We start from the raw sequence: 12,321 nt of genomic DNA, 5'->3' as shown, positions 1-12,321 counted from the left end.
CATTCAATGTCTAAGATCGTTAAAGTTCTAGGTCGTGAAATCATCGATTCACGTGGTAACCCAACTGTAGAAGCTGAAGTACACCTAGAAGGCGGTTTCGTAGGTATGGCTGCTGCTCCATCTGGCGCATCTACTGGTTCTCGCGAAGCTCTTGAGCTACGTGACGGCGACAAATCACGTTTCCTAGGTAAAGGTGTTCTTAAAGCTATTGAAGCTGTAAACGGCCCAATCGCTGAAGCTCTAGTTGGTACTGACGCTAAAGCACAAGCTGACGTTGACCAAATCATGCTTGACCTAGACGGTACTGATAACAAGTCTAAGTTCGGCGCGAACGCTATCCTAGCTGTATCTCTAGCTAACGCAAAAGCTGCTGCTGCTGCGAAAGGCATGCCTCTATACGAGCACATCGCTGAGCTAAACGGTACTGCTGGTCAGTTCTCTATGCCTCTACCAATGATGAACATCATCAACGGTGGTGAGCACGCAGATAACAACGTTGACATCCAAGAGTTCATGATCCAACCAGTTGGCGCTAAAACTCTTAAAGAAGGTCTACGTATCGGCGCTGAAGTATTCCACAACCTAGCTAAAGTTCTTAAGTCTAAAGGCTACAGCACTGCAGTTGGTGATGAAGGTGGTTTCGCTCCTAACCTTAAGTCTAACGCTGAAGCTCTAGAAGTTATCGCAGAAGCTGTTGCAGCTGCTGGTTACGAACTAGGTAAAGACGTTACTCTTGCTATGGACTGTGCAGCATCTGAGTTCTTCGACAAAGAAGCTGGCATCTACAACATGAAGGGCGAAGGTAAAACTTTCACTTCTGAAGAGTTCAACCACTACCTAGCTGAGCTAGCGAACAACTTCCCAATCGTTTCTATCGAAGACGGTCTTGACGAGTCAGATTGGGATGGCTTCAAGCACCAAACTGAACTTCTAGGCGACAAGCTTCAAATCGTTGGTGACGATCTGTTCGTTACAAACACTAAGATTCTTGCTGAAGGTATCGAGAAAGGCGTAGCTAACTCTATCCTTATCAAGTTCAACCAAATCGGTTCTCTAACAGAGACTCTAGCTGCTATCAAGATGGCTAAAGACGCTGGCTACACTGCAGTAATCTCTCACCGTTCTGGCGAAACTGAAGATGCAACTATCGCTGATCTAGCGGTAGGTACAGCTGCAGGTCAAATCAAAACTGGTTCTATGAGCCGTTCTGACCGTGTTGCTAAGTACAACCAACTTATCCGTATCGAAGAAGCTCTAGGTTCTAAAGCTCCTTACAACGGTCTTAAAGAAGTTAAAGGTCAATAATTCGTCCTATTTGGCACTGTAGCTGCGTTAACTGCAGAAGATTCACTAAGTCACATAGGAAACTATGCTCCATAGCTGAATCTTCTTTGTTGCCTTGCTACAGCACCAACTAGTTAGAATTATGCACTAATACTTTTGAATGCCTCGCTTATGCGGGGCATTTTTTTGTCTGTAGAAAACTGAATGAAAGAAGCTCTAGGCTCTAAAGCTCCTCCTTGTCACATATAAAGTTCGTCATTCCCTAGACTGACGAAGGAAGGAGTAGGGAATCTCATTGTTTTCCTGACAATGACTCCCCGACTTATTGATTCCCTGACACCACATATCTCGCACCAATAAGCTCATTATGGTATATATGTGCCTTATTCTAGTTCCTTCTTTTTCAACCGGCGAAAGGTGTTATGCGAATTTTTGCTTTAGTACTGCTCATAGTGTTTGGCTGGCTACAACACACACTGTGGCTCGGTAAAAATGGTATCTCTGATTACTACGGTGTGAACAACGAAATCCAAGTTCAACAGCAAGTAAATGAAAAGCTGCATATTCGAAATGCAGAAATGTTTGCTGAAATTGACGATCTACGCCAAGGCTTAGACGCGATAGAAGAACGCGCACGTCATGAACTTGGAATGGTCAAAGAAGGTGAAACGTTTTATCGCATCATTGGTGAGGAATCCCATTAATGTCGACTCAACTTCAAAGCGTGATTGCCGTTGTACCTGCGGCGGGCGTCGGTAGCCGAATGAAGGCAGACCGCCCTAAGCAATATCTCAAGATTCACGGCAAAACAATTTTAGAGCACACCATTGAGAAATTACTGTCTCACCCACAAGTCGCTCAAATTGTCGTTGCGATCAGCGATGATGACCCATACTACCCTGATCTAGCACTCAACCTGAACCCGCAAGTGATCAGAGTGTCAGGCGGAAGCGAGCGAGCGGACTCTGTACTCTCTGCGCTAAACTATATCGCTGAGCAGCAGCTTAGTGATTGGGTAATGGTTCACGATGCGGCAAGGCCGTGTGTTCAGCTAAGTGATATCGACAAGCTAATTTCCGGCGCGATGAGCCATGATGTGGGCGCTATTTTAGCGGCTCCAGTTCGTGACACGATGAAGCGCGGTGCCCAAGGGCAGATCGAGCATACCGTTGAGCGTGCCGATTTATGGCATGCACTTACGCCGCAAATGTTCAGAGCAAAGCCTCTGTGGAAGGCATTAAGTGAGGCGTTGCAACAAGGCGCTTCAATTACTGATGAAGCCTCAGCCTTTGAATGGAAAGGTTTATCGCCCGCTTTAGTGGCGGGGCGTTCAGATAATTTTAAGATTACTCAGCCTGAAGATTTAGCGCTTGCTGAGTTCTATTTAAGTCAGAATAAGGAATAATGATGATTCGTATTGGCCATGGCTTTGATGTACATAAGTTTGGTGGTGAAGGCCCGGTAATTATTGGTGGTGTAAGCATCCCTTACGAGCAAGGTCTTATTGCACACTCAGACGGTGATGTTGCCGTTCATGCGTTGTGTGACGCTCTATTGGGTGCGATTGCTGCGGGTGATATTGGTCGTCATTTCCCTGATACCGATGACGAATGGAAAGGTGCGGATAGCCGTGAGCTACTGAAAGATGTTTACCGTCGAGTAAAAGAACAAGGTTACGTGATTGGTAATGCCGATATTACTATCATGGCGCAAGCTCCAAAGATGGCGCCTCATATAGACTCTATGTGCCAAGCTATTGCTCAAGACCTAGAAACCAGCATTAGCAATGTGAATGTAAAAGCGACGACCACTGAGCGTTTAGGTTTTACAGGTCGCAAAGAGGGCATCGCATGTGAAGCGGTGGTCCTAATTACTAAAAGTGCGTAAGCACCAACACGAAAAGAACAGCATGTCAGATATTTTATCTTCATTGGCTTATCTAAACGGTAAACCAACTGCGAAAGCAAAACTAAAAGCAAAAGCCGAACACTTTGTCGTTAATGAAGACTTGGGTTTTGAGTTTGCTGGTGAAGGCGAGCACCTAATGGTTCGTATTCGTAAAACTGGTGAAAACACGAGCTTCGTAGCAAACGAGCTGGCTAAAGCTTGCGGTGTTAAGTCGAAAGACGTGAGCTGGGCGGGTTTGAAAGACCGCCACGCTGTGACAGAGCAGTGGTTGAGCGTTCACCTACCGAAAGGTGAGCCTGACTTTTCAGGGTTCTTAGCACAATACCCAAGCATTGAAATCTTAGCGACAGCGCGACACAACAAAAAGTTACGTCCAGGCGATTTAGTTGGCAACCAATTTGAGTTGACCTTGTCTGAAGTAACGGATTGCGATGATGTGGTCAAGCGTTTGGAAAAAGTCGCTCAAGTGGGCGTGCCAAACTACTTTGGTGCTCAGCGTTTTGGCAATGAAGGTAACAACCTATCTGAAGCTCGTCGTTGGGGCCGCGATAACGTTCGTACTCGTAACCAGAATAAGCGCAGCTTGTACCTTTCTGCTGCTCGTTCGTGGATTTACAACCTGATCCTTTCAGACCGTATTGAGCAAGATGCGTTTGCATCAGCATTGGTTGGCGATATCGTGGTGAAAGACGGTGCTCAACTGGCAGTAACAGCAGACAACATTGAAGCTGTAAACCAAGACATTGCGAATGGTTCTGCTTTGATAACTGTTGCTTTGGCTGGCGATAATGCCTTACCAACGATTGATGAGTCTCAAGCTCTAGAACAGAAACACCTTGATGCTGAACCGGATCTAATGGCTCTGATTCGTGGTAACCGTATGCGTCATGATCGCCGTGAAGCGTCACTGAAACCAACAGACTTAACTTGGGAAGTGAACGAAGATAATGTCACGCTTAAGTTCTCTCTTGATGCGGGTTGTTTCGCAACAGCGATCGTTCGCGAATTGGTTGAAGAAGTACACGTAGAGAGAACCTACGAGCAATAATGATTCTGCTTGGAGCTGAGTCACTTGATATTGGAATTTAAGTGACTTGGCTTAGCATGGGAACAAAAGAAAGGATACAAGATGAAGATTTTACTCAGCAATGATGATGGTGTGCACGCTCAAGGTATTCATGAGCTGGCAAATGAGCTACGTGATCTTGCTGACGTTATCATTGTTGCCCCTGACCGTAATCGCTCGGGTGCGTCAAATTCATTAACTTTAGAACAGCCTCTGCGTGTTCAAGAGATTACTGAAAATACCTATTCGGTACAAGGAACACCGACCGACTGTGTGCATTTTGCGTTAAACGAACTGCTAAAGAATGACATGCCTGATCTGGTATTAACGGGCATTAATCACGGTGCTAACCTGGGTGATGACGTGCTTTATTCCGGCACGGTGGCTGCAGCAATGGAAGGGCATTTTCTAGGCGTTCAATCGGTAGCGTTTTCTCTGGTGGGAAAAAAACATTTTAAGACAGCGGCAGCGATTGCTCGTCGTATTGTCGAACAACATTTAGCAAACCCAATCCCGACCAACCGCTTGTTGAACGTAAACGTTCCTGATTTAGCCTTAGAACAATTGTCTGGTACTCAGGTGACGCGCTTAGGTGCTCGTCATCACGCTGAAGATATGATCAAGCAAAAAGACCCGCGTGGTCACGATATCTATTGGCTTGGCCCTCCGGGTAAAGAGCAAGATGCCGGTGAAGGTACCGATTTTTACGCGATTGAGCATGGCTTTGTGTCGGTAACACCGTTGCAGGTTGATCTGACGGCGCATGAGTCGTTGGGTGCGATGGCAACATGGTTAGGGGAGAAGTAAGTGAGTAATCCGCAAGCTGAGCGTTTAATTACTTTCCTGATTGAAAATGGTATTCAGGATCAAAAGGTTCTTGATGCGATTTACCAACTGCCGAGAGAGAGCTTTTTATCACAGGCGATGTATCACCAAGCCTATGATAATAATGCGCTGCCTATCGGTCAGGGTCAGACAATCTCACAGCCATACATTGTTGCTAAAATGACAGAGCTACTTGAATTACAACAAGATAGCCGTGTCTTGGAGATCGGAACGGGTTCTGGTTACCAAACTGCGGTATTGGCTCAACTTGTTGATCATGTGTATTCGGTTGAAAGAATAAAGTCGCTACAATGGGATGCCAAGCGTAGGTTGAAGCAACTCGATTTCTACAATATCTCAACTAAGCACGGTGATGGTTGGCAAGGTTGGTCTTCAAAAGCCCCTTTTGATGCGATTATTGTCACCGCCGCTGCAGAGTCGATTCCTCAAGCGCTTCTGCAACAGCTGAAAGATGGCGGTCGTTTACTGATTCCAGTCGGTGATGACGAACAGCAACTATTGAAGATCGTTCGACACGGCGATGAGTTTTTATCGAGTGTTATCGAGATGGTGAGATTTGTACCTCTTGTTCCTGGTGAGCTAGCTTAATAAAAGACTAATGGTGTAGGTGGATAGAGAGTCGATGCGTTCGAAGTTGTTAAAAGGAAGTACTTTACTGCTTAGCTGTGCCCTTGTTGGGTGTGCAGCGAATTCGCCTGCGCCCGTTTCAAACCTAAACAAGAATTACTCATCGATTGATCGTGGTAGTTATCGTGGCAGTTACTATGAAGTTAAAAAAGGCGATACGCTTTATTTCATCGCTTATGTGACCAATAAAGACGTCAATGACCTCGTCAGCTACAACAAATTGTCTGCGCCTTATACTATCCACCCCGGGCAGAAGCTTAAGTTGTGGCGTCCTAGCTACAATGCGCCAGCGTATGGTAAATCAACGGTAGCGGCAGCAGCAGTTGCTGCGCCTGTCGCGGCATCGACAACGTCATCTGCGGCAAGTAAACCTAAAACCACATCGCAACCGAGCAAAAACTCTAAACCGGCTCCAGCTCAAACTACCACCAAAGTGGTGAAAAAAGATCCACCAAAGAAGGTTGAACAATCCAAATCAAAGGAGTATGTTGGTTCTAAAGGTAAACAGAATGTTACACCGCCCACCAAACCAACAAGTGATAAAGTATCCAAATGGTTATGGCCAACTAAAGGGAGAGTAATCAAGAGTTTCTCTGTAGGCGAACAAGGAAATAAAGGCATAGACATAGCAGGACAGCGAGGTCAGCCAATAGTATCTACTGCAGGGGGAACGGTTGTTTATTCGGGTAATGCACTACGAGGCTACGGCAATCTAGTGATTGTGAAGCACAATGATAATTACTTAAGTGCATACGCGCATAACGACCGACTATTAGTATCTGAAGGGCAAAGTGTGAAACCAGGGCAGAAGATTGCAACAATGGGAAGCTCTGGAGCCAGCAGTGTTAGGTTGCACTTTGAGATTCGTTACCAAGGTAAATCCGTTAATCCAAAACGATATTTACCTTAAATACAATATGCAAAAATTACGTATTGTATGGAGTGACATAGTCATTTAGCGACATATGAAGTTGTAATGTCATGCTAATTTCGCCAGGGGGAGGCGTTATGAGTATAAGCAATGCAGTAACCAAAGAAGAGTTCGATCTTGACCAAGCAACCACGGAACCGGAAGCTCTTGGAAAAGCAAAACGAACAGTCACTAAGAAAACCGAAGCGAAAGAAGAAGTTGAAGTTACGTCTAAAAGTTTAGATGCCACTCAACTCTACTTAGGCGAAATTGGTTTCTCACCACTACTAACCGCTGAAGAAGAAGTGCTATATGCACGTCGAGCTCTACGCGGTGATGAAGCAGCACGTAAACGCATGATCGAAAGTAACCTGCGTTTAGTGGTAAAAATTTCACGTCGTTATAGCAACCGCGGCCTTGCACTTCTCGATCTAATCGAAGAAGGCAACCTAGGTTTGATTCGCGCCGTAGAGAAGTTTGATCCAGAGCGTGGCTTCCGCTTCTCAACTTACGCGACATGGTGGATTCGTCAAACCATTGAACGTGCGTTAATGAATCAGACTCGCACTATCCGTTTGCCAATCCATGTTGTGAAAGAGCTGAACATCTACCTACGTACTGCAAGAGAGCTATCACAAAAGCTTGACCATGAACCAACGGCAGAAGAAATTGCTTCTAAGCTAGATAAGCCGGTTGGTGATGTGAGCAAGATGCTTCGTCTAAACGAAAGAGTGAGCTCTGTTGATACGCCAATTGGTGGTGACGGTGAGAAAGCGCTGTTGGATATTATTCCAGACATCAATAATTCAGATCCTGAGGTTTCAACCCAAGATAGCGATATCAAGAACTCGTTGATTTTCTGGCTTGATGAGCTGAATCCTAAGCAGAAAGAGGTGCTTGCGCGTCGCTTTGGACTACTGGGTTATGAACCGTCAACATTAGAAGAAGTGGGCCGCGAAATCAGCCTGACTCGTGAACGTGTTCGTCAAATCCAAGTTGAAGGTCTTCGCCGTCTACGTGAGATTCTTATCAAGCAAGGTCTGAATATGGAAAACCTGTTCAACGTAGAAAGCGACTAATTGAACGGATGATGCTTCTCTAAATAGAAGACAAATAAAAACGCTGACTTTAAGTCAGCGTTTTTTTGTTTGTGGCTTTGGTATTTCATGCCGTCTAATCAAAATAGCAGTACGGCCATAACAAGCTACTTGGTAAGAAACTAAAGCAGCTTCTTCAAGCGGTAAAGTTCTTCTAATGCTTGGCGAGGAGTTAGATCATCAGGATCAACATTCGCTAGCGCTTGCTCTACTTCACTCGGTTCTGGGATCAGGCTCAGTTGGTTTGCGATATCGACACCGCTTGGCTTCGATGTTGGCGACTCCATACTTAACGCTTCTAACTGAGTCAGCTTCGCACGAGCATTCTTGATCACTGCTTTCGGTACGCCAGCTAAACCTGCAACCGCTAGACCATAAGATTTACTTGCAGCACCTTCTTGAACTGCGTGCATAAAGGCAATGCTATCACCATGCTCAACCGCATCTAAGTGTACGTTTGCTAAAGTTGGAAGTTGGTTAGGTAGTTCAGTTAGCTCAAAGTAGTGCGTTGCAAACAGTGTCATCGCATTGATTTGATTGGCTAGCCACTCTGCACTTGCCCAAGCCAGAGACAGGCCATCGTAAGTACTGGTACCACGACCGATTTCATCCATTAGCACAAGGCTGTTTGGTGTTGCATTGTGCAGGATATTTGCGGTTTCTGTCATCTCAACCATGAAGGTTGAACGGCCAGAAGCCAAATCATCGGATGCGCCAATACGCGTAAAGATACGGTCGATAGAGCCGATGGTTGCGCTTTCTGCAGGAACATAACAACCGATATGAGCCATCAATGCGATGAGTGCCGTTTGGCGCATGTAGGTCGATTTACCACCCATGTTGGGACCCGTGATGATCAGCATCTTACGTTGATCATTCAGGTCGATAGGGTTAGCAATGAAAGGTTCGTCCATCACTTGTTCAACAACAGGGTGACGACCGGCCTGAATTTGTACGCCAGCAGACTCTGTCATGGTTGGACGACAGTAATCAAGGGTATCTGCACGCTCAGCCAAGTTCTGTAGAACATCAAGCTGAGATACTGAAGAGGCGATATTTTGTAGGCGCTCTAGATACGGCAGTAGTAAGTCAAACAACTCTTCCCACAGCTGTTTCTCGATAGCGAGTGCTTTCGACTTAGAGTTAAGTACTTTGTCTTCGTGCTCTTTTAGCTCAGGAATGATGTAACGCTCAGCATTTTTCAGCGTTTGACGACGAACATAGTGTGGCGGCACAAGATGGCTTTGCCCACGGCTTACTTGAATGAAGAAACCATGTACGTTGTTGTAGCCAACTTTTAGCGTGTCGATGCCATGACGTTCACGCTCTTCTTGCTCAAGCTTATCAAGAAATTCAGTTGCGCCTGCTGCAAGGTCGCGCCATTCGTCTAACTCGGCATTGTAGCCTTCTGCAATCACACCACCGTCACGGATAACCACCGGTGGGTTCTCTTTGATTGCACGTTCAAGCAGCTCAGAAACCTCATCCACAGGAGAAGCATATTGAGCAAGTTGAGTTAGGTATGGGTGCTTCAGTTGCGTCAGTGTTTCAGCAAGCTCTGGCAAATATTCCATTGCTTGGCGAAGACGCGCCATATCGCGAGGGCGAGCAGAGCGAAGTGCTAATCGAGCGAGAATACGTTCGATATCACCAATCTGTTTTAAGGTTGGCTGTAGTTCTGTGAATAGAGCCAAATCTTTCATTTCACCAATTGCATCTAAGCGCTGATCGAGTGCAGATATATTGCGCATTGGTTGATGTAACCAACGCTTAAGCATACGGCTACCCATTGCTGTCGCAGTGTGATCAAGTACTTCGGCAAGGGTGTTATCAGTACCACCCCCAAGATTTTGCGTGATCTCCAAATTACGACGAGTTGCAGCATCAAGGATCACCGAGTGATCTTGTTTATCCATCGTGAGTGAACGGATATGAGGGAGGGCAGTACGTTGGGTATCTTTCACGTATTGGATCAAACAACCAGCCGCACATAGACCCAGTTTCGCGCTTTCTACGCCAAAGCCAACCAGATCGCGAGTACCAAACTGCTTATTCAATTGCTGCTTAGCGGTGTCTAATTCAAATTCCCATACAGGGCGGCGGCGGTTGCCATTACGGCTTGCCATTAAATCGACGGGTTCGAAATCTTCAGGGAACAGCAGCTCACGCGGAGAGGTTCTTTGTAGCTCAGCGGCCATCGCTTCTTCTGTTTCTGGCTCGCAAAGTTGGAATCGGCCAGAGGTAATATCAAGTGTCGCATAACCGAATTTACCGTTGTGGTGATAAATGGCTGCAATTAGGTTATCAACGCGTTCAGAAAGCAAGGCTTCGTCGGTTACGGTACCCGGTGTCACGATACGCACTACTGCGCGCTCAACAGGGCCTTTTGAAAGTGCTGGATTACCAATCTGTTCACAAATTGCTACGGACTCACCAAGTTGCACTAACTTTGCAAGGTATCCTTCAACCGCATGGTATGGAACACCTGCCATCGGAATCGGTTCACCATTTGATGAGCCACGCTTAGTCAGTGAAATATCGAGGAGTTGAGAGGCTTTTTTAGCGTCATCGTAGAAAAGCTCGTAGAAATCGCCCATGCGGTAGAACAGCAGAATTTCTGGGTTTTCTGCTTTCAGTTTTAGATACTGCTGCATCATGGGAGTATGTTTTTGATCGGCTTTCACAGTTAACTTCTTTCGTTTATTTCTATTGCGGCTTAGGATACGTGAAAGCGTTTCGTGCGAAAAGCGGCTGATGCGAAAAGATGCGAATCCAAATGATATGACAGTAAATAAAGGGAAGCAGATGATGCAGATGACTCAAGACCTTAGTGAGCAGCTTGGACATTTACTCGCTAAACACAAACACGTGTTAGTGACGGCTGAATCTTGCACTGGCGGAGGTGTCGCGAGTGCAGTCACCGATATTGCGGGCAGCTCTGGATGGTTTGATCGCGCTTTTGTTACGTACAGCAATGAAGCCAAACAAGAGATGATCGGTGTACAGTTTAAAACCTTAATGGAGTTCGGCGCCGTGAGTGAGCCTGTCGTAATAGAAATGGCGAGCGGGGCATTGCAACATTCAAACGGGACGATCTCTGTATCAATCAGTGGCATCGCTGGCCCAGGTGGCGCGACCGAAGATAAGCCTGTTGGTACAGTATGCTTCGCGTGGAAAGCGCTAAATGGCTGGGATAAAGTAGAAACGCATGTATTTACAGGCGACAGATCACAAGTACGCCAACAAGCCACGCACCATGCCCTGCAAGTTATTTATGATTACCTATCAATGGAAGGTAAGTAACATTTGTACAAATTATTTTCATACAGGTATAGACACTGTATGAATCAACAGTATAATGAAAGCCAATTAGTCACCCCTATGTGGGTTAGAAATAGATTCTAGATCGCTTGTTGAGACAACCGATTATGTGGAGATAGAAATGGACGAGAATAAACAAAAAGCGTTAGCCGCAGCCCTTGGTCAGATTGAAAAGCAATTTGGTAAAGGTTCTATCATGCGTCTTGGTGATAACCGCACAATGGACGTAGAAACTATTTCTACAGGTTCTCTATCTCTAGATATCGCACTAGGTGCTGGTGGCCTACCGATGGGACGTATCGTAGAAGTTTACGGTCCAGAATCATCAGGTAAAACAACGCTAACGCTTGAGCTTATTGCTGCAGCACAGAAAGTGGGAAAGACGTGTGCATTCGTTGATGCGGAGCACGCACTAGACCCTATCTACGCTCAAAAGCTTGGTGTTGATATCGATGCACTTCTTGTTTCTCAACCAGATACTGGTGAGCAAGCGCTGGAAATCTGTGATGCACTGGCTCGTTCAGGTGCAATCGACGTTCTTGTTATTGACTCAGTAGCAGCCCTAACACCAAAGGCAGAAATCGAAGGCGAAATGGGCGACAGCCACATGGGTCTTCAGGCTCGTATGCTTTCTCAAGCAATGCGTAAGCTGACGGGTAACCTTAAGCAGTCTAACTGTATGGCTATCTTCATTAACCAAATTCGTATGAAAATTGGTGTGATGTTCGGTAACCCAGAAACAACAACAGGTGGTAACGCACTTAAGTTCTACGCATCTGTTCGTCTTGATATTCGCCGTACTGGTGCGATTAAAGATGGTGATGAAGTTGTTGGTAACGAAACTCGTATCAAGGTCGTTAAGAACAAGATTGCTGCACCATTCAAACAAGCTGAGACTCAAATCCTTTACGGTAAAGGCTTCAACCGCGAAGGTGAGCTTATCGACTTAGGTGTTAAGAATAAGCTAGTAGAAAAAGCAGGCGCTTGGTACAGCTACAAAGGCGATAAGATCGGCCAAGGTAAAGCTAACGCTGGTAAATACCTACGTGAAAACCCAGAAGTTGCTCTAGAGATCGATACTAAACTTCGTGAGTTACTACTGACTCCAGCTGTTCTTGAAGAGAAAGACGTAGAGAAAGAAGAAGAAAACGAAGAGCTATAAGCTCACGTTTTATAGAGTGGATGTTTGAAAGAAGCATCCGCTTTGTGTCTCGTCCTAAAATACGTTGACAGTATTTCTACTAAGCCAACAGCATCAGCTG

12 protein-coding genes are annotated in these 12,321 nt (G+C 45.8%); 11 read left to right on the top strand and 1 reads right to left on the bottom strand.

Annotation, left to right across the window (positions count from 1 at the left end; genetic code table 11):
* Positions 1-6: 6 nt before the first annotated feature.
* The 9 genes from eno (at position 7) to rpoS (ending at position 7,720) form a co-directional block, all read left to right on the top strand.
* Positions 7-1,305 (top strand): phosphopyruvate hydratase, encoded by a 1,299-nt coding sequence (gene eno, locus AB6E52_RS18045; protein ID WP_017059033.1) that lies wholly within the window; start codon positions 7-9, stop codon positions 1,303-1,305.
* A gap of 401 nt (positions 1,306-1,706) precedes the next feature.
* Positions 1,707-1,988, top strand: coding sequence for a cell division protein FtsB (gene ftsB / locus AB6E52_RS18040; protein WP_010435786.1), 282 nt, complete (start codon positions 1,707-1,709; stop codon positions 1,986-1,988).
* Entirely contained in the window at positions 1,988-2,689 is a 702-nt protein-coding gene (gene ispD, locus AB6E52_RS18035) for a 2-C-methyl-D-erythritol 4-phosphate cytidylyltransferase (protein ID WP_017067355.1), read from the top strand. The genes ftsB and ispD overlap by 1 nt, the downstream gene beginning before the upstream one ends.
* 2 nt (positions 2,690-2,691) lie before the next feature.
* Complete coding sequence (gene ispF / locus AB6E52_RS18030) at positions 2,692-3,171, top strand: 2-C-methyl-D-erythritol 2,4-cyclodiphosphate synthase (protein WP_102319874.1); 480 nt, start codon at positions 2,692-2,694, stop codon at positions 3,169-3,171.
* Positions 3,172-3,193: 22 nt separating this feature from the next.
* The gene (gene truD, locus AB6E52_RS18025) at positions 3,194-4,240 is read left to right on the top strand and encodes a tRNA pseudouridine(13) synthase TruD (RefSeq protein ID WP_017059031.1); all 1,047 of its coding nucleotides are present in this window, start codon (positions 3,194-3,196) and stop codon (positions 4,238-4,240) included.
* Positions 4,241-4,321: 81 nt separating this feature from the next.
* Positions 4,322-5,065 carry a 5'/3'-nucleotidase SurE gene (gene surE, locus AB6E52_RS18020; RefSeq protein WP_017059030.1) on the top strand — a complete coding sequence of 248 codons (744 nt, stop codon included), beginning with the start codon at positions 4,322-4,324 and terminating at the stop codon, positions 5,063-5,065.
* The gene (locus tag AB6E52_RS18015; protein WP_017059029.1) at positions 5,066-5,692 is read left to right on the top strand and encodes a protein-L-isoaspartate(D-aspartate) O-methyltransferase; all 627 of its coding nucleotides are present in this window, start codon (positions 5,066-5,068) and stop codon (positions 5,690-5,692) included. It abuts the gene before it with no gap.
* A 34-nt stretch (positions 5,693-5,726) separates the two neighbouring features.
* A complete protein-coding gene (nlpD, locus tag AB6E52_RS18010; RefSeq protein WP_102319875.1) occupies positions 5,727-6,641 on the top strand; it encodes a murein hydrolase activator NlpD in 915 nt (304 codons plus the stop codon).
* 98 nt (positions 6,642-6,739) lie between these two features.
* Positions 6,740-7,720 carry an RNA polymerase sigma factor RpoS gene (gene rpoS / locus AB6E52_RS18005; protein WP_102319876.1) on the top strand — a complete coding sequence of 327 codons (981 nt, stop codon included), beginning with the start codon at positions 6,740-6,742 and terminating at the stop codon, positions 7,718-7,720.
* A 140-nt stretch (positions 7,721-7,860) separates the two neighbouring features.
* On the opposite strand, the gene mutS is transcribed toward rpoS, so the two are convergent.
* Positions 7,861-10,422, bottom strand: coding sequence for a DNA mismatch repair protein MutS (mutS, locus tag AB6E52_RS18000; RefSeq protein ID WP_017059026.1), 2,562 nt, complete (start codon positions 10,420-10,422; stop codon positions 7,861-7,863).
* A gap of 124 nt (positions 10,423-10,546) precedes the next feature.
* On the opposite strand from mutS, the gene pncC reads away from it, so the two are divergent.
* Positions 10,547-11,041 carry a nicotinamide-nucleotide amidase gene (gene pncC, locus AB6E52_RS17995; RefSeq protein WP_102319958.1) on the top strand — a complete coding sequence of 165 codons (495 nt, stop codon included), beginning with the start codon at positions 10,547-10,549 and terminating at the stop codon, positions 11,039-11,041.
* Between the two features lie 139 nt (positions 11,042-11,180).
* The gene (gene recA, locus AB6E52_RS17990; RefSeq protein WP_017056586.1) at positions 11,181-12,221 is read left to right on the top strand and encodes a recombinase RecA; all 1,041 of its coding nucleotides are present in this window, start codon (positions 11,181-11,183) and stop codon (positions 12,219-12,221) included.
* Positions 12,222-12,321: the final 100 nt, after the last annotated feature.

Source organism: Vibrio sp. 10N.247.311.13 (genome assembly GCF_041467595.1).
Taxonomy (GTDB): Bacteria; Pseudomonadota; Gammaproteobacteria; order Enterobacterales; family Vibrionaceae; genus Vibrio; species Vibrio crassostreae_C.
Note: the sequence above shows the minus strand (reverse complement) of the source record. Positions and strands in the feature narration are given on the sequence as shown.